This is a genomic window from Streptomyces sp. JLBT605, assembly GCF_058215555.1.
On sequence record NZ_CM177087.1, the window covers coordinates 6,923,381 to 6,939,910 of the forward strand.

Here is a 16,530-nt window from a genome sequence, read left to right on the forward strand (position 1 = left end):
GCCGCCGGACGCGTCCGTTGGCGCGCGTCCGGACCTCCTCGCCGCGCGGGGTGTCAGAATCCCATGGCCTCGCGCAGCAGCAGGACGGTGCCGCGCCCGGGCTGCGGCTCGGCGTTGAGGACGAGCAGGCGGTTGACCGCGCTCGGCTGCCCGTAGACCGCCTGGGCGCGCGCGCTCTCCAGCACAAGGGCGTGCTCCTCGACCCGGCGGAGTGCGGTGCTCAGGTCGGGCACCACCTTCTGCGCCCCGACGACCCAGATCGCCTTCCCGGCACCACCGGCGGCGGCGGGCAGTTGGCTGCCGCTGCCGGAGGCCATGACGAGTGAGCCGGTCTCGGTGACGGCCGCGACGCTGGCGACGAAGACGTCGGGGGTGGCCACCAGACGGCGGATCCGGTCGGACTCGGTGGCGCGGTCCATCGTCAGCACGCGCGGCCGAACAGCCCGGTAACGGTCGCCCGCCTCGATGTCCTCCGCGATGCCGGAGAGCCGAAGCGTCTCGCTGGCCCCGGTGAACACGCCCGCCCCCTCCGGGATCAGATCCTTGATGCGGGCGCGGGCCGCCGCGGCGTCGTCGAGCAGTTCGGCGGCGAAGCCGTTCGCCCGCAGCGCCGCTATCGCCCGGTCCAGCCGTTCGGCCGGTGCCGGTGCGCTGAAGTCGTCGGCTGCCCCCGTGGCCGACGACTTCAGCGCACCGGCACCCGGTGCCCCGCCGGCGTCCCCGGCCTTGCCGGAGCCGTGCGTCCGAGCGTCGGGGCCGGGCGCGGAACCCCGCAGCGGGGTGGTGTCGACGTACCTGACCTCGTAGACCCGCTCGGCGAACTTCCATCCCTCCGGCGTACGCCGGTAGGTGTCGTGGTAGACGGCGAAGTTCAGGCCCGAGCGGCCGTCGAGCAGCCGCGCGACCTCCTGCATGTAGGTGCGACCGGTGGCGGCGTCGCCGTCGATCCGGATCATGCCCGGGTGGCTGTTCTGCACGAAGAAGTCCCACTGGCTCTGCAGGTGTTCGCCACCGGTCCGGATCTCCTCCCGGCCGATGAGCTCGACCGGGATCTCGGGCATGCGCAGAACGCCGTCGGGGGTGAACAGCGCGGCGAGTCGGGCGCGGTCTCGCATCATCGCCGCGTCGGTGAACTCGCCGCGCAGCGCCTCGATCTCGACGCGGTCAGCGATCTGCTGGAAGTCGTTCATGCTCAGCGTCCTGTCCTGTGGATGGCGTACTCGTCTTCACCAGTCCGACAACGCGGCCCCGCGGAATGTGAGGCGAGGCGCGGACCTCACATTCCGCCACTGTGATGTGTCGTACTGGAGAGAGCACGTGAACGAGGGAGCCGGAGAGCGTATGACCACCCTGTCGGAACAGGCGCGGCGGCAGGCAGCCGAGCAGCGGGACCCTGGCCTGGGCACGATCATGAGTGAGCGGCGACACCTGCTCAATCTCGGCTATCGGCTGCTCGGGTCCCTGGCCGACGCGGAGGACGTCGTGCAGGAGACCTACACCCGTTGGTACGCGATGTCCCGGGCGGAGCAGGATGCCATCGAGTCCCCGGGCGCCTGGCTTACGAAGGTGGCCGGCCGCATCTGCCTGAACCAGCTCGGCTCGGCGCGCGCCCGGCGGGAGACCTACGTCGGCGAATGGATCCCCGAGCCGCTGCCCGACCCGGCCGAGTGGATCGCCGGGGCGGCGGGCGGCGCCGGCGCGGACCCGGCCGACCGGATCACCCTCGACGAGTCGGTGACCATGGCCTTCCTGGTCGTGTTCGAGTCGATGACCCCGGCCGAGCGCGTCGCGTTCGTACTGCACGACGTCTTCCGCTACCCGTTCGCCGAGGTGGCCGAAATCGTCGGCCGCAGCCCGGCGGCATGCCGTCAGCTGGCGTCCTCGGCCCGCCGCCGCGTCACCGCCGCGCGGGCCGAGGCGAGCCCGAACGTGGCCCGGCAGGGGAGCGTCGTCCGGCGGTTCAAGGCGGCCTGGGAGGCACAGGACATCAAGGCACTGATCGGCCTGCTCGACCCGGGCGCCACCGCGATCTCCGACGGCGGCGGCCGCGTCATCGCCCACCTGCGGCCGATCGAGGGCGCGGAGCGGATCGCCCGCCTCTACCTGACGATCGCCCAGCTGGCACCGCCCCGCACGATCCTCGAGCGCACCGTCAACGGGCTGCCGGGCCTGGCGATCGAGTCCGGGGGCCGGATCGAGACGGTGTTCGCGTTCGAGGTCACCGACGCCGACCGGATCACGCACATCTGGGCGGTGCGCAACCCGGACAAGCTCTGCCCATGGCAGTTTTCGTGACCGTCCTCATAGGCCCGGTGACAGCTGCCGTGGCCGTGCCTCGTTTTCACCACTGGCCCCGTCAGGCGGCCCCAAGCCGTAGACGTCTCCGCATCCCAAGAGTGACCGCCGGCGCGGCCAGGTGTTCAGGTGACGGGGTGCCCCGCACTGTCCGTGTACCCGGCCTGGCTGGAGAACTTGTTCAGGAACACGTCGTACCGGCCGTCGGGGCGCTGGGTGAGGGTGGCACCGTCCTGCCAGATGCCGTTCTCCGGCCACCACTGGGAACCGACCGGGTCGCCCTGGTTCTGGTGGATGTTGTGCATGCCGAGGTCACCCTCGGGATCGTCGACGAACGGCTCGCCGAAGACGAGGGTGCGCCGCCCTTCCACCAGGATCGGCTCCAACGCGTCGGCGGCGTCGATGTTGGTGCCGGCATGCCAGGGCCGCGAACCGAGCAGGTCGAGCAGGTCCTGCAGCCAGGACGGCGGGCGGCGCTGGAACAGGACGCCGGACCGGTCCACCAGCTCCGGGTGGCGCAGGTAGTCCAGGGCTCCGGAATCCGGGAGGGAGTCGAGGTCGTGGTAGCCGGGGGCCAGGGCCGCGGCCGGCCCGAGCGCACGGGCGTCCAGAGTGAACAGCTTCCACTGCACACCCACGTTGGACTTGTGGCTGTCGACGTCGATGGCACAGTGGTATCGCCCGCCGGGCGCGTCCACCTCCACGTTGATGTGGAACCATCGGCCCTGGCTGTCCGGCTGGTCGCGGTAGTGACGGTAGAGGGTTCCCACGAGCACGCCGTAGTGGTCGAAAGGCATGTCGTCAGTGAACCACCCGCCACCGCCCTGCGCCGGGTAGCGGTGAGGATCCGTACGGGTGCCCTGTTCCGCCTTGGGCCGAATGGCCTACGGGCCTACGGGGTCGGGTGACCGCACGTGACGTCGCCTCAAGTAGACCCTCTGGCGGGGGACCGGGGGACCGGGGAGCCACGGGCGGGTCAGGCGACGACGGGCACGGCCGCCGCCATCCGGGCAAGCGCGGCGGTGCCCGTCATACGGACCTACCTCGCGGTGCGGAACGAGCCGCCGCGGGCCCCGCTTGCGCCCTGATCGAAGCCTGCCACGAGGCAGTCGACGGCGGCGCGGACGAACGCGGACCGGTGTCGTTCAGCAGGTGACGGAGTCGGCTGGGCCGCGTGAACGTGTGGGGAGCCCCGCCGGTCGGGCCGGCGGGGCCTGGAAGGCGTCAGATCATCAGCAGGAGCCGCGTGTGGGGCACCAGCTTCCGGTTCACGCTGGTGCTCTGCACGAAGATCGTGAAGTCGTCGTTGTGGTCCGGCTTGACGCGAACTTCCATGTCCGGAAGGCCGAGCAGGGCCCGGGCCTCCGGCCCGGTGTACACCCGGTCCGTCTTCTTCTCCAGCACCGCGATCTGCTTTCGTGCCTGGATCTTCTCCGACTTGCTCAGCTGGTAGAACGCGCAACCGGTGCGGTAAGTGTGCCCGCATTCGATGACCCAGTCCCGTATCGCCGCTTCGCGAGCCACCGGAACAAGCTGGTACTTGGACGGATTCACCGCGGTGAGACCGGCTGCCTCGATGGTGTCCTTGTTGACCGCTTCCGCACCGGTGGAGAACACCGCTCGTGATCCCCGGATGCCTCGGGCGCGGCCCACCATGAAGTTCTCGGTGGCCTGCCGGATGACCTGCCCGGCCTCCTCCAGACCCTGTGTGCTCGTGGCGTCCCAGACAGCGATGTTGTCCTTCGGGAAGCCGCACTGCATGGCCTCGCGCTTGCCCATCTGGTCCGGCACCAGGACGGCCAGCGTCCAGTTGTCCTGCTGGGTCTCGATCATCTCGGCCACGGCCTGCACCAGGGCCCGCGGATCCTTGTTGGGCGCGTCCGGGCAGCGGTGACTGACGTTCTCCTGCCCGTCGGTCAGCACGAACGTCAGGAAGCTGTGGTCGCCGTAGAGTTGAGCCGTCTGCGCCAGCTCCCGCTGCGACTTCAGCGTGGCCGCCAGCAGAGCCGTCATGCCACCGACCCGGTACAGCTGCTTCAGGGACGGCATCCGCAGCACGTCCTTGTCGTAGATGACGCACTCCACCTTGTCCGCGAAGACGTACACCGTGACGCGCGTTTCCTGGTCCAGTTCCTTCGACCGGCGAGCCAGATAGGCAATCTGCTGGTCGGCGACCTCGACGACCTTGCGGCTCAGGTGTGACATGGATGAACTGGCATCCAGCACAAGAGCAACGTGATTGATGTAGTTCTGGTTTCCGGACATGGCCACTCCCCGTCTTCCGACTCGATGCTTCGATCCTCTCAGCCACCACTGACAATCGATCTTGTCCCGGACCGGACGCGGACCACCGGGGGACTGCCCCGAGCCGGTGCACCAGAACGGCATGGCCTTGCCCAGGAGGCGGGCCTGACCGCTGCGGGCTGCGAGGCCGCCGTTGTCCGGCAGCCGGTCGAGGGACGCCGCTCCCGTGCTCCGGACGGACTTCAGCGACCCTGCCGGCTGGGCTCGCCTGCTGCAGGCCTGGAGATGCCCGTCACCTTCGAGGAGGGCTCGCAGGACGCCTGTGACTACGGCCGGGCCATCTCGTATGTCACCCCGATCGACAAGGAGAAGTACCGGGGCCTGCTGCCGGAGACGGTGCTCGCCGCCGCCCCGACACCGGCCACGACCTGCTCCGACTGGTCGGACTCCGGCGTCCATGTGGCGGGGCCAGGCACGGCCGTGTACGAGGAGTTCCGCCGGATGGATCAAGAGGACGACGACTGACGGAGCGTCAGCCCACGTGCTTCCGCAGGACGAACTTCCGGGTCGGCGACGCGGCTCGACGCCGGGCGGGCTCGTGAGCAGCGGCGTGACTCACCGGGCGGAGACCTTGTGGACGGTGGTGTCGTCGGGGCTCAGCTGCCGCCCGTCCGCGGACAGCACCTCCAGTGCGCGGAGGCGGCGCCCCTGCCGGCGGTCGACCAGCTCTGAGTGCGGTTCGCCGGGGGCGAAGAAGTTCTGTTCGCCCCACTGCCGCAGCGCCACGATGACGGGGAAGAGCGCCTTGCCCTTATCTGTCAGTACGTACTCGCGGTAGGCGCTGCCGTCCGAGGCGGGGACGGACTCGAGGACACCGCCGGCGACCAGGGTGCGCAGGCGCGCGGTGAGGATGTTCTTCGCCACGCCGAGGCTGCGCTGGAACTCCCCGAAGCGCCTGCTGCCGTCGAAGGCGTCCCGCACGATCAGCAGGGACCACCAGTCGCCGATCGCGTCCACCGACCGGGCGACGGGGCATTCACTGTCGTCGAAGCGTGTCCTGGTGACCATGCCGTCCCTCACTCTCACGATGGTTGCAACATGCTACCAATAGCGCTACCGTCGCCGTTGGTTGCAAGATGAAACCAGAATCGGGGAGGGAGTGCTGATGCCCGGCGACGGTGAGGCTGTGACACGACGGACCGGGGGCCGAGGCGCCGAAGCCGGAAGCGCCGAAACCGGAAGCGGGGGAGCCCGAAACGGCGAGGTCCGAAGCGGGGAGGGTGAGGGGCCCGCGTTCGTCCTGTCCCGTGGCGTCGTCATGCTGTTCGCCGTCGCCTGCGGCGCCGCGGTGGCCAACGTCTACTTCTCCCAGCCGCTCCTGGTGACCATGGGCCATGACCTCGCCATGAGCCCGGCACTCGTCGGCAGCGTGGTCACCCTCACGCATGTCGGATACGGACTGGGACTCTTCTTCCTCGTGCCGCTGGGCGACGTGGCCGACCGCAGACGGCTCATCGTGGTGCAGTTGCTGCTCCTGGTGGTGGCGCTGACCGTGGTTGCCGCCGCCCACACGGCGGCGATCCTGCTCGCGGGCATGGCCGCGACAGGGCTCCTCGCGGTCGTCACGCAGACGCTGGTGGCCTTCGCGGCATCACTCGCCCCTCCCGCCGGGCGCGGACGGGTCGTCGGTCTGGTCACCAGCGGCGTGGTCATCGGAATCCTGCTCGCCCGCACGGCATCCGGCCTCATGGCCGATCTCGCGGGCTGGCGCTCCGTCTACCTCGCCTCGGCGTCGCTCACCGCTCTGCTCGCCCTGGTCCTGCACCGAGTGCTGCCGCGCCACAGTGACGCCTCGCCGACAGCCCTGCGGTACGGACAGCTCCTGCGCTCCACGATCACCCTGTTCGCGCGGGAACGACTGCTACGGCTCCGGGCCCTGTTCGGCCTGCTGATCTTCGCCGCCTTCAGCACCCTGTGGAGCAGTGTCGCGTTGCCGCTCAGTGAGGCCCCGTACTTCCTCTCCCACAGCGCGATCGGGGCGCTGGGGCTGATCGGTGTCGCCGGCGCCGTGGCCGCGACCGCGGCGGGCCGCCTGAACGACCGCGGTCTCTCCCGGCGGACCACCGGCATCGCCCTGGCACTGCTCGCCGCCTCCTGGCTGCCCTTGGCCTTCATGCGCAGCTCGCTCTGGGCCCTGTTCGTCGGGGTGATCCTCCTCGACCTCGCCGTGCAGGCGGTCCATGTCACCAACCAGACCCTGATCTACGCGCTGCACCCGGACGCCGGCAGCCGGCTGATCGGCGGATACATGGTCTTCTACTCGATCGGCAGCGCCACCGGCGCCATCGCCGCGACCTCCCTCTACACGGTGGCCGGCTGGGGCGCCGTATGCGCACTGGGCGCCGCGTTCAGCTGCCTCGGACTCGCGCTGTGGGCGTTCACACGACACAGCACCCCGGACCCGACCGCAGGTCTGAACTGATGGAGACTCAACATCACCAGACCCGGATCACCATGGGTCACGACCACCACGCACCATGGAGGTAGACGCGGTGAAGCGCATCGGCATCATCGGAGTGGGCGAGATCGGCCGGGCCATCGTGATGGGCCTGCGTCACGGAGGCGGCAAGTCGCCGGAGGTCTTCCTCTCTCCCCGGGGAGCCCGCACCGCCGCGGAGCTGGCCGAGCGCTACGAGGGTGTGCGGGTGTGCGCCGACAATCAGGAGGTGGTGGACCGCTCTGAGCTGGTGATCATCGCCGTACGCCGCCAAGACCGGCAGGGTGCCCTGGCCGGGTTGAGGGTTGACGGCGAGAAGGTGGTGGTCAACGTCATGGCCGGCGTCGGCAACGACGACCTGCGACAGACACTCGCCACCGAAGCCCCGCTGGTCCGGGCCATTCCTCTGCCGGCCATACGCGAACGCCGTTCCGTCACCGTGGTGTACCCGTCGCACCCGGAGGTGAACTCCCTCTTCGAGCAGATGGGTGGAGCACTCCCCGTCGCCGACGAGGCCGCCTTCAACGTCTTCTCCGCACTGACGGGGACGCTGACCGCCCACTACTGGTATCTCGCCACGCTCAGCTCGTGGGCCGCCGAGCAGGGCATCGCCTCCGGCGAGGCCGACCGCTACATCCGCGGCCTCTTCCAGGGCGTCGGTCGCTCCCTCGGTGACGAGACCCGCTCCCTGCGCCAACTCGCGGGCGACCACGAGACCCCGGACGGAAGCAACGAACGTATCCGCACGACGTGGTTCGACCCGGCCAACTCCGAAGCTCTTCTGAAGGCCCTCGATGGCCTCCTCGCCGATCTGAAGTAGCCCGGACCGGTCAGGGGCCCGGGGGTTCCACTGACGGGTCCCGACTGGCGAGGGCGGCCTGGCGCGCCTGGAACAGGGCCCGAAGCGCTTGCTGCGCGCCGTCGCGGTCCAGCTCGGGCTCCTGGACGAGGAGCAGACGAGCCCCGGCCTCGACCTCGCCCCAGGCGCGGCGGCTGCGGCGGTTGGCCGTGCACCTCACATCGCTGCGGAGGAAGCCCGCGCCGGCCGCGAGCCCGGCGGAGACCAAGGCCAGCAGGGCCGCGGGGACCCGGGCGTCGGCCGACGCGAGTCCGGCGGCCCCGGAGACGCCGGCGAGGACGGCCGCGGGGAAGCCGAGCCCGATGTCGACGACGGTCCAGAAGCCCACACGCCGGTCGGCGTGGCGCACTTCGCGCCGCGCCTCCCGCAGAAGGCCTTCCACCTCGGCCCGCAGGCGTGTCTGCCCACCCGGTGGGGTCCCGTTCGGCTGCCGCGCGTCAGCATCGGTCACACGCCCGAGTATTCCAGGCGGCCGGTGGCGGGATGGTCGGCTCGGCTCGGCCTGCGCCCCGCCGCGCCACCGCCCACCGGGCGAAAGGCATGACCCGGCAGGTGAACCTAGCCCCCGCTGATCTCGGAGGGAGGCAGCGCGGCGAGCACCTGTAGCGCGTTGAGGAAGCCGCGCCGATCCTCCTCCGGCAGGCGCGCCAGCAGCCGTTCCTCGCGCTGCTGGATCGCTGACTGGACGGCGTCGCGCAGCCGGCGCCCCGCAGGCGTGAGGGAGAGGACGCGCGCCCGCCGGTCCGCCGGATCCGGCTGCCGCCGGATCAGCCCACGTTCCTCCAGGTCGTCGAGGACGCCGATGATGCGCGTCTTGTCGGCACCGATGTCCCGCGCCAACGCGGCCTGCGTCCGTACCGGTTCGTTCTCGAGCCCGAGCAGTACCGCGTACGCCCACATGGCCAGCCCATGTTCGCGCAGCACCGGCAACTCGGCGGCCACCAGCGCGCGGCCCAGCGGGACGATCATCGCCGCCAGGTCAGGGCGCCCCTCGGATGCGGTGTTCCCAGCCATGGAGAAGAACATACTCGTTGACGTATGGTAGGCGGCTGCTTATCGTAAGCGCATGCATATGAATTTAACGGCCGTCAAGGTCTTCAATGACCGTGCGGTGCGCGAGAGCATCGCCGTGGTCCGCCGGGTGAGCGTGGAGGACCTCACTCGTTCGACCCCCTGTTCGGCCTGGAACCTGGGGGAGCTGCTCGCACATATGGCAGCCCAGCACCGGGGTTTCGCGGCGGCGGCGAGAGGGGACGGCGGTGACCTGGCGCACTGGAAGGCCGAAGCGCCGGGGCCGGAAGTCGTCGGGCGATACCTCGCGGCGGCCGAAGCGGTCCTGGTCGCCTTCGCCGAAGTCGGCGCGGAGGAGCAGGAGTTCGCCCTCGCCGAATTCGGCGCAGGCGCGGTCTTCCCTGCGATCCGGGCCATCGGCTTCCACTTCCTCGACTACGTGGTCCACGCATGGGACGTCGCCCGCGCCCTCGATCTGCCCTTCGTCCTGGAGCCAGACATCCTGGATGCCGCCCTCCCCATCGCGCTGGCCGTACCGGACAGCGTCGGCCGCACGCAGCCGGGTGCCGCGTTCGCCCCGAGCCGCCCAGGGCCAACCGATGCCGACACCCTGACCCGGATCCTCCTGCACCTGGGCCGTTCCGTCTCCTGGAACGCGTCTTCGCCACCGAGCCCCCGGATCCACCCGTGAAAGGAATGCTCATGCCACGTGCCGTCAGGCTGATTCGCTCTGGTTCCCTTTCCGATGTCGCCGAGTACGCCTACGCGGCCACGGCCCCGGCCGAGTCACGGCTGATCTTCCTCGCCGGAGCATGCCCGCTGAACGAGGACGGCTCCACCGCGGCGATCGGGGATGTCGCGGGGCAAGCGGCCAAAGCCGTGGAGAACATGCGGACCGCTCTGGCGGACGCTGGTGCGTCGCTGCACGACGTCATCAGCACCCGGGTTCTCGTCGCCTCCCACCGGCAGGAGGACCTGGTGACGGCGTGGGAGGTCGTCCGGGACTCGTTCGGCGACCACGACGTGCCCAGCACGCTGATGGGCGTCACCGTGCTCGGCTACAGCGACCAGCTCGTAGAGATCGAGGCTGTTGCCGCCGTGCTCGATTCCTGAGCCGACAGAGCGTCCCGTCAGAACGTCCCGCCAGAACGTCCCGGCGGGGCGGCCGGACACCCCCCTAGGCGTCGCCGGCAGCCGAGCGAGGCCAGGGCGCTGTAGTGCGCTCCCTCACCGGCTGCCGGTCGTCGCGCGCTTGATCAGCTCTATCGCGGCGGCTGGTGCGTCGGCGCTGAAGTGGACGCGTCGGGCCGCCACCGTCTCGCCCCGTCTCAGGGCCACCGGCAGGGCTTCGGCGAGGTCGAGGACGAGCGCCGTGGCGCTGGAGGTGGAGCACGCCACGGCCTCCTCGTCGTCGGGCACACGCCGCAGTCCGCGGCCTGCGACCGCGCCGTGTCTGACGTGGAGCGACGCGACCGACTCCAGCGGCACCGTCAGCTCTCGAAACGGCCCGGTGCGGATGCGCAGCACCTGGTCGTCGACGAGGTGAGGGGTGCGCGCGGTCATGGCGCACAGCCCGAGGCAGAAGGTCAGCACCGCCGCCTCCCACAGGACATGCGGTATGCGGAAGGCCGGCGGGATCATGAGGTCGATGACAACGGCGGTGACGACCTCCACGCCGATCACCGCCCAGAGCAGCATGCGCACGTCCGCCGAGTGGGTGATGTACTGCTGGCCGGCGGCCTGCGCGATCGGCTTACGGGCGAACCAGTCCTTCAAGTCCCGCAGCATGACCCGTGTCCACCTGAGCCTTCTGCCAGGTGATCGGCCGTCACCTTTCACCGGCTCATCCCTCCGCTCGCCGCCCGTGTCCCGACGCCGAGAACCCGGGTGGCGAAGGCGGCCAGCTCTGCCCGCAGACGCTCACGGGGCAGGTTCCGCTGGCCGGCCAGGTGGTCGACGAGGTCGGCACGGACCGCCGCGAGCAGTGCGTGCGCGGCGAAGTCGCTGCCGTCGAACCCGGGTAGCCGGTCCAGTACGCCTCGGAGCGTGTCATGCCACCAGTCGTAGTGCCGCGCGCTGTAGGGGCTGCCCGTCCCCGCGTCTTCCAGCGCCAGCGAGAGGTGCCGGTGGTCGAGCTTGAAGCACAGGAGGGCGTCGAGCAGGGCGAGGGCGCGTTCCAGCGGCGGAGTGTCCGGCCCAAGGGGGCGAGGTCCGTCCGTGATGGCATGGCGGATCGGTTCGAGTCGGGCCTCGTAGAGGGCGCGGATCAGGCCGTTGCGGTCTCCGAAGCCGCGGAAGAGGGTCCCCTTGCCGACGCCGGCGGCTGCCGCGATGTCGGCCATGGTCACCTGCTCGGGCTTGTCGCTGCCGGCGAAGAGCCGGTCGGCTGCCGCGAGTACGGCCTCGCGGTTGCGTGCGGCGTCCGCGCGGGGTTTGCGCTCGGGCACGGGCCTCCTCCGGTTGCATAAGCGGACCACAGGTCCGTATCGTCAAGCAAGCGGACCCGGGGTCCGTATCTTAACGGAGGTGCTCCATGCCCACGTACCGGCAACCGGCGGACCTGTACCGACACGGCCTGCGGTTGCTCCTCGAAAAGAACATCACCGACTGGGTCGAGCTCTGGCACGACCACGGTGTCCTCGAGTTCCCCTTCGCGCCCGAAGGGTGGCCCGAGCGGCTGGAAGGCAAGGCCGCCGTCGCCGACTACATGCGCGGCTACCCCGACCACATCGACCTCCATGACTTCCCTGACCTGAAGATCCACCACACCGGCGATCCCGAGACCATCGTGGTCGAGATGCGCGGAGTAGGGCGGCTGGTGAAGAGCGGAGACCCCTTCGACATGAGCTACATCGCCGTGGTGACCGCCACCGACGGCTTCATCACCCACTACCGCGACTACTGGAACCCGCTCGCCATCCCCCAGGACGGCGCGGCCGACTTCACCCGGAAGAGCCGATGACCGCTCCCACCGGCTCCCTGATCCTCGGGGCCACGGGCACCACCGGCAGCCGCGTGGTCTCCCGCCTCGCCGCGCGAGGACACCTGGTCAGAGCCGCCAGCCGAGGCGCCACACCCGTCGAGGACGCGGAGCCCGTACGTTTCGACTGGTACGACCCCGCGACGTACGACGAGGCGCTGACCGGCGTCGACCGCATCTACATCGTCCCGCCCCTGGCCACCGCGGACCCGGCCGACGTCATGCTGCCCTTCCTGGAGCGGGCCCGCGCCGGGGGAGTGCGCCGCGCCGTACTGCTCAGCTCCTCGGCCATCCCCGCCGGAGGGCCGGCCGTCGGCCAGGTGCACCAGGCGCTGCCCGGCCTGTTCGATGAGTGGGCGGTACTGCGGCCGTCATGGTTCATGCAGAACTTCACCGGCAAGCACATGCACGCTCAGAGCATCCGGGCGGAGAGCGCGATCCTGACCGCGGCGGGAGAGGGGCGCGTGGCCTTCGTCGACGCCGACGACATCGCGGCCGTCGCCGTCCACGCGCTGACCGATGCGCGGGCCCCCGGCACCGACCTGGTCATCACCGGTCCCGAGGCGCTGAGCCACACCGATGTCGCAACCGTCCTCACCGAGGTGACCGGGCGCAAGATCACCCACCGGCAGCTGACGTACCAGCAGATGCGCGATCGCCTGGCCATGACGATGCCGCCTCCCTTCGCCGCCATGCTCGCCGGCATGGACCGAGCCATCGCCGAAGGAGCCGAGGACCGCACCACCGACACCGTCCGCCGCATCACCGGCCGCCAACCGCGCGACTTCCGCACGCACGCGGAAGAAGCGGCGCGACAGCCGATCCCACCGCGAGCCCTGACGCACACGCTGACGAGCTCGGCGTAGCGCGGATACGGGCACGGTCCCGCCCTTGGAGAGGCGGGGCCGTGCTCTACCGGCTTACGGGCGCCAGATCTCCTTGATGCTGTTGATGTTGCCCTCGGCGTCCATCGTGACGTCGTAGATGTTCCCGGAACAGCTGTACGGCTCCTTCACGTTGTCCGGGTTGGTCTTGCAGTCATCGGCGTGCGTCTCCAGCTCGCCGACCGACACCGACTTCGTGACACCACCGCCGCCGTTGGCCACCTCGGCCTTCGCGTCGTCGGCGATCTTGACGAGCTTCCTCTCGCCCACACCGTGCCACTGGTAGTCGTTGGGCGTGCACTGCGCCTTGGTCTCCTTGATCCCCGTCGGGCCACCGTGCGTCGAGTGCTGAACGATCTCGATCATCTTGTGGCCGGCCGGGAGCTTCGGCTCCGGGCCGCAGTCGTTGGGGCCGTCGGCGGTGTCCTCGGAGCCGCCGTCGTCCGAGACCGCCTTCTTCGACGGCTGGGCCGAGGAGCTGGAGCCGCTGCTCGTGTCGGAGGTGTCGTCAAAGGGCCGGTGATCCTCCTTCCTCCGAGCGTCTCCCAGGTGGCTGCCATCGGCGCAACTGGCGGACGCGGGGCGGAGTTTGATGCCGGGCTGACCGCCGGCTGACCGTCACAACCGCTTCCGGCGGCGGCGTCGCGATGCATGTAGTCTCGGTGTTGATCAATCGTCTCGTGGCTTGGAGGAAGCACCAATGACGAAGGCTCCGTTCGTCTCCCTGTCCGTCGCTACCGCGGCGCTCGGCACCGCGCTAGGTTCCCTCGCGCTCCAGCTGCGTGCGGACGGATACGAGCAGTACGTCGAATCCGTGGCCACCTTCAGCGTGCTGATGTACATCACCGCGGCTCTGGTTGTGGTGACATGGGTCCGAGACGGTCGGCAGCACTCGAACTGAGTTCTTCGTTGAAGCGGCCGGAGAGTGAGGGGTGTCGGAAGTGATTCGAAAGCTGCAGGCAATCGCGCTGGACTGTGACGACCCGGTCCGGCTCGCGGAGTTCTACGCGGAACTGCTCGGCGGACGGGTGGTCGCGGACCCGGAGGATCCCGACTGGGTCGAGGTGCACGGCTTCGAGGGGACGCCGCTGGCCTGCCAGCGGGTGGACGGCTACCGACCGCCCCAGTGGCCCGGCCAGGAGCGCCCGCAGCAGCTGCACCTGGACTTCGACGTCGACGACCTCGATGGGGAGGAGAAGCGGGCGCTCGCCCTCGGCGCGACCGTGCTGGAGCGGACGGACCAGCTCCGCCCGGAGGCCAACTGGCGGGTCTACGCGGACCCGGCGGGCCATCCGTTCTGCCTCTGCTTCCACTGAGTTCACCGGGAACTGCCTGTCTCCGGTATCCGTCCTTGGAGTCGAGAGAAGTATTCAGGCTGCGCGTCCTATCCAGGGAAGTGAGCTTCGATGCAGGCGAACGACTCCAGCAAGCTTGAGACGACCATGGCCGACGGCCGACGCTTGACGCTGTCCCTCCCGCCGACGGATGCGCAGTGGGCCACCGACGGTGTCCGCGCGCTGCGCGTTGTCCCGCCCACCCATACCGGCCGCGGTGAAGAGCCTCCGGCTCTCCCCGAGCAGCCTGCGGTCCCCATTGAAGTGGCGCTTCTCGGCCTGGGCTTCTGAGACCGTGTCCTGAACCAACCAACGTGACGACACTCCCGAGCGGCGCGGCGAGTACGACGCTGCCTACCGCGTCTTCCGGGAAGCCTGTGTGACGCTCACCGGCTTTGCGCGAGGAGCGCCGGAGGCCAGAGGCGAGGGCGGATGGCCCCTCTCAAGGCGCGCGCTATGGTCTGAGTCGGAGAACGGATTTCACGGGGGGACGGCCGTCAATGGCGCCGGACGAGGCAGTGATCGGCTGTACCGGGGTGCTGGTCATCGGCACCCGGGGAGCCACCGGCCCCGGCGAAGTGCTGGTGCGGGTGAGGGGCGGGTCCGAGACGTTTCTCGCGTGGTCCGACGCGCCCCTGGCCGCGGGGGCGTCGGTGCTGGTGATCGACTCCCGTGGCAGTCGCCAGGTCGACGTCATCGAGTGGGCCGACCCATGGAACGCGTCCGCCGGTGGAGCCGGCGACGCAGCTTGAGGAGACGAAAGAGATGTTCGGTTACCGCGTGCCCGCCCCCGACGAGGCGATGCTGATATCCGGTGGCAGGCGTGGACAGGGGGGCGCGCCGTTCCGCGTGGTAACCGGGCACGGCAAGTTCGTCCTCCCGGTCTTCCGCAAGGTACGGTTCCTGACGCTGGCGATGTGCGAGGCCGAAGTCGCCGAGAAGTGCGTGACCAAGCAGGGAATCGCGCTGACCGTGCGCGCCGTGATCGCGTTCAAGGTGGGCAACGACAGCGAGAGCATCGTCAACGCCGGTCAGCGGTTCCTCTCCGACCAGGACCAGATGTCGGTCCTGACCGGCCGGATCTTCGCAGGTCACCTGCGCGCCATCATCGGCTCGATGACGGTCGAGGAGATCATCACCGAGCGTCAGAAGCTCGCCACCGAGGTGCTGGACACCTCGAAGGCCGAGATGGCGAAGATCGGTCTCATCGTGGACGCGCTGCAGATCCAGTCGATCGACGACGGCGGCACCGGCTACATCGAGGCGATGTCGGCCCCGCACCGGGCGGCCATCCAGCGGCAGGCCCAGATCGCCCAGGCGCAGGCCACCCAGGCGGCGGCCGAGGCGGAGCAGGCGGCGGCTCGGAAGCAGGCGGAGTACGCCCGGCAGACCGCCATCGTGCAGGCGGAGTACTCCGCCGAGGTGGATCGCGCGCAGGCCAACTCCGCCCAGGCCGGGCCGCTGGCGCAGGCGCACGCGCAGCAGGAGGTGCTCGCCGCGCAGACCGAACTGGCCCAGCGCGCGGCCGACCTCCGCCAGCAGCAGCTGGTCGCCGAGATCGTGAAGCCCGCCGAGGCCGAGGCCGAGCGGATCCGGGTCCTGGCGCTGGCCGAGGCGGAGCGGATGAAGATCCAGGCCGAGGCCGCGGCCTCGCACGGCCGGGTGGCACTGGACCGGATGCTCATCGACCAGCTGCCGCAGATCGTCAAGGAGGCCGCCAAGGGGCTCTCCACGGCCAACGTCAACGTCCTCAACGGCGCCGACGGTCTGGGCGAGATCGCGGCGGGCCTGGTCGGACAGGGCCTGACCATCCTGGACTCCGTCCGGCGGAACCTCGGCCCGGCCGAGAACTCCGACAGCTCCGAGCAGCCCGCGAAGCGGGAGAGCGTCGAGGTCCAGTAGGGGCTCCTGCGGCAGCGCGCCCCAGGCCCGTGCGCGCGGGCCCGGGGCATGCCAGGAAGGCCGGAGTGCCGCCGAGGACCGGAGTGTACGCAGGCCCGCAGCGCTCCCGGCTCGCCGAGGCCGATGGCGTACTGCCCCAGGAACGCCTGGCCCACCAAGAAGGTGGTGAACCCCGTGGCGAGCCCCACGACGAGGGCGGCGGCGGCCACGACTGCCGTTTCGCTCGCGTAGAACAGGCCCCGCTGCGGCACGGCCGACAGGGAGATCCGCAGGGCACCGCCCGTGTAATCGGAGGAGACGGCGGTGGCCCCGAAGGCGATCGCGGCGATCTGCGCGAAGTTGATCGCGTAGAAGGCCCCGAAGACGGGATCCCCACCGCCTTCCGCCTCGGCCCGGCCGACGGTGGCGAAGACGAGCAGGGTGATGGCCAGTGTGGCGGCGAAGACCGCGAGGAGCGATCCGAAGCTCGCCCGGACCGACCTGAGCTTGATCCACTCGGAGTGGAGCACCGCTGTGACGGACAT

At 70.1% G+C, this 16,530-nt stretch carries 22 protein-coding genes and 1 pseudogene; 13 read left to right on the plus strand and 10 right to left on the minus strand.

Annotated features, from left to right (window positions below):
* Positions 1–53: 53 nt before the first annotated feature.
* Positions 54–1,190 carry an LUD domain-containing protein gene (locus AC4BDD_RS30180; RefSeq protein ID WP_490688654.1) on the minus strand — a complete coding sequence of 379 codons (1,137 nt, stop codon included), beginning with the start codon at positions 1,188–1,190 and terminating at the stop codon, positions 54–56.
* Between the two features lie 151 nt (positions 1,191–1,341).
* Between AC4BDD_RS30180 and sigJ the strand changes: the two genes are divergently transcribed.
* On the plus strand, positions 1,342–2,295 hold the full coding sequence (gene sigJ, locus AC4BDD_RS30185) for an RNA polymerase sigma factor SigJ (protein WP_490688655.1): 954 nt from the start codon (positions 1,342–1,344) through the stop codon (positions 2,293–2,295).
* A gap of 125 nt (positions 2,296–2,420) precedes the next feature.
* Here sigJ and AC4BDD_RS30190 read toward each other — a convergent pair whose 3' ends face one another.
* Both AC4BDD_RS30190 and AC4BDD_RS30195 read right to left on the minus strand, forming a co-directional pair.
* Positions 2,421–3,092 (minus strand): DUF2278 family protein, encoded by a 672-nt coding sequence (locus tag AC4BDD_RS30190; protein WP_490688656.1) that lies wholly within the window; start codon positions 3,090–3,092, stop codon positions 2,421–2,423.
* Positions 3,093–3,519: 427 nt separating this feature from the next.
* The gene (locus AC4BDD_RS30195) at positions 3,520–4,560 is read right to left on the minus strand and encodes a vWA domain-containing protein (RefSeq protein ID WP_490688657.1); all 1,041 of its coding nucleotides are present in this window, start codon (positions 4,558–4,560) and stop codon (positions 3,520–3,522) included.
* A gap of 264 nt (positions 4,561–4,824) precedes the next feature.
* On the opposite strand from AC4BDD_RS30195, the gene AC4BDD_RS30200 reads away from it, so the two are divergent.
* Complete coding sequence (locus tag AC4BDD_RS30200; RefSeq protein ID WP_490688658.1) at positions 4,825–5,064, plus strand: hypothetical protein; 240 nt, start codon at positions 4,825–4,827, stop codon at positions 5,062–5,064.
* Positions 5,065–5,154: 90 nt separating this feature from the next.
* Here AC4BDD_RS30200 and AC4BDD_RS30205 read toward each other — a convergent pair whose 3' ends face one another.
* Complete coding sequence (locus tag AC4BDD_RS30205) at positions 5,155–5,607, minus strand: winged helix-turn-helix transcriptional regulator (protein WP_490688659.1); 453 nt, start codon at positions 5,605–5,607, stop codon at positions 5,155–5,157.
* A 250-nt stretch (positions 5,608–5,857) separates the two neighbouring features.
* Between AC4BDD_RS30205 and AC4BDD_RS30210 the strand changes: the two genes are divergently transcribed.
* The gene (locus AC4BDD_RS30210; protein WP_490688660.1) at positions 5,858–7,021 is read left to right on the plus strand and encodes an MFS transporter; all 1,164 of its coding nucleotides are present in this window, start codon (positions 5,858–5,860) and stop codon (positions 7,019–7,021) included.
* A 70-nt stretch (positions 7,022–7,091) separates the two neighbouring features.
* A complete protein-coding gene (locus tag AC4BDD_RS30215) occupies positions 7,092–7,856 on the plus strand; it encodes an NAD(P)-binding domain-containing protein (RefSeq protein ID WP_490688661.1) in 765 nt (254 codons plus the stop codon).
* Positions 7,857–7,866: 10 nt separating this feature from the next.
* Here the strand turns inward: AC4BDD_RS30215 and AC4BDD_RS30220 are convergent, their stop codons facing one another.
* Together AC4BDD_RS30220 and AC4BDD_RS30225 are read right to left on the minus strand one after the other, a co-directional pair.
* The gene (locus AC4BDD_RS30220; protein WP_490688662.1) at positions 7,867–8,346 is read right to left on the minus strand and encodes a hypothetical protein; all 480 of its coding nucleotides are present in this window, start codon (positions 8,344–8,346) and stop codon (positions 7,867–7,869) included.
* 107 nt (positions 8,347–8,453) lie between these two features.
* Positions 8,454–8,909, minus strand: a complete 456-nt coding sequence (locus AC4BDD_RS30225; protein ID WP_490688663.1) for a MarR family winged helix-turn-helix transcriptional regulator — start codon at positions 8,907–8,909, stop codon at positions 8,454–8,456.
* 52 nt (positions 8,910–8,961) lie between these two features.
* Between AC4BDD_RS30225 and AC4BDD_RS30230 the strand changes: the two genes are divergently transcribed.
* Positions 8,962–9,597, plus strand: coding sequence for a TIGR03086 family metal-binding protein (locus tag AC4BDD_RS30230; protein ID WP_490688664.1), 636 nt, complete (start codon positions 8,962–8,964; stop codon positions 9,595–9,597).
* A gap of 11 nt (positions 9,598–9,608) precedes the next feature.
* Positions 9,609–10,019 carry a RidA family protein gene (locus tag AC4BDD_RS30235; protein ID WP_490688665.1) on the plus strand — a complete coding sequence of 137 codons (411 nt, stop codon included), beginning with the start codon at positions 9,609–9,611 and terminating at the stop codon, positions 10,017–10,019.
* Between the two features lie 114 nt (positions 10,020–10,133).
* On the opposite strand, the gene AC4BDD_RS30240 is transcribed toward AC4BDD_RS30235, so the two are convergent.
* Together AC4BDD_RS30240 and AC4BDD_RS30245 are read right to left on the minus strand one after the other, a co-directional pair.
* Complete coding sequence (locus tag AC4BDD_RS30240) at positions 10,134–10,694, minus strand: hypothetical protein (RefSeq protein ID WP_490688666.1); 561 nt, start codon at positions 10,692–10,694, stop codon at positions 10,134–10,136.
* 47 nt (positions 10,695–10,741) lie between these two features.
* Positions 10,742–11,353 (minus strand): TetR/AcrR family transcriptional regulator, encoded by a 612-nt coding sequence (locus AC4BDD_RS30245; protein WP_490688667.1) that lies wholly within the window; start codon positions 11,351–11,353, stop codon positions 10,742–10,744.
* Positions 11,354–11,439: 86 nt separating this feature from the next.
* Between AC4BDD_RS30245 and AC4BDD_RS30250 the strand changes: the two genes are divergently transcribed.
* Both AC4BDD_RS30250 and AC4BDD_RS30255 read left to right on the plus strand, forming a co-directional pair.
* A complete protein-coding gene (locus tag AC4BDD_RS30250) occupies positions 11,440–11,868 on the plus strand; it encodes a nuclear transport factor 2 family protein (RefSeq protein ID WP_490688668.1) in 429 nt (142 codons plus the stop codon).
* A complete protein-coding gene (locus AC4BDD_RS30255) occupies positions 11,865–12,752 on the plus strand; it encodes an NmrA family NAD(P)-binding protein (protein ID WP_490688669.1) in 888 nt (295 codons plus the stop codon). The genes AC4BDD_RS30250 and AC4BDD_RS30255 overlap by 4 nt, the downstream gene beginning before the upstream one ends.
* A 54-nt stretch (positions 12,753–12,806) precedes the next feature.
* Here the strand turns inward: AC4BDD_RS30255 and AC4BDD_RS30260 are convergent, their stop codons facing one another.
* Positions 12,807–13,136, minus strand: a complete 330-nt coding sequence (locus AC4BDD_RS30260) for a hypothetical protein (RefSeq protein WP_490688670.1) — start codon at positions 13,134–13,136, stop codon at positions 12,807–12,809.
* Positions 13,137–13,470: 334 nt separating this feature from the next.
* On the opposite strand from AC4BDD_RS30260, the gene AC4BDD_RS30265 reads away from it, so the two are divergent.
* The 5 genes from AC4BDD_RS30265 (at position 13,471) to AC4BDD_RS30285 (ending at position 16,006) form a co-directional block, all read left to right on the plus strand.
* Complete coding sequence (locus AC4BDD_RS30265) at positions 13,471–13,671, plus strand: SCO3870 family protein (protein WP_490688671.1); 201 nt, start codon at positions 13,471–13,473, stop codon at positions 13,669–13,671.
* Positions 13,672–13,711: 40 nt separating this feature from the next.
* Positions 13,712–14,086: a VOC family protein gene (locus AC4BDD_RS30270; protein WP_490688672.1), complete on the plus strand. Its 375-nt coding sequence runs from the start codon at positions 13,712–13,714 to the stop codon at positions 14,084–14,086.
* A gap of 90 nt (positions 14,087–14,176) precedes the next feature.
* A complete protein-coding gene (locus tag AC4BDD_RS30275; protein ID WP_490688673.1) occupies positions 14,177–14,395 on the plus strand; it encodes a hypothetical protein in 219 nt (72 codons plus the stop codon).
* A gap of 209 nt (positions 14,396–14,604) precedes the next feature.
* Positions 14,605–14,856 carry an NfeD C-terminal domain-containing protein gene (locus AC4BDD_RS30280; protein WP_490688674.1) on the plus strand — a complete coding sequence of 84 codons (252 nt, stop codon included), beginning with the start codon at positions 14,605–14,607 and terminating at the stop codon, positions 14,854–14,856.
* Positions 14,857–14,869: 13 nt separating this feature from the next.
* Positions 14,870–16,006, plus strand: a complete 1,137-nt coding sequence (locus AC4BDD_RS30285; RefSeq protein ID WP_490688675.1) for an SPFH domain-containing protein — start codon at positions 14,870–14,872, stop codon at positions 16,004–16,006.
* A gap of 77 nt (positions 16,007–16,083) precedes the next feature.
* Here AC4BDD_RS30285 and AC4BDD_RS30290 read toward each other — a convergent pair.
* Positions 16,084–16,530 (minus strand): annotated as a pseudogene (locus AC4BDD_RS30290) (ABC transporter permease); the annotation flags it as partial.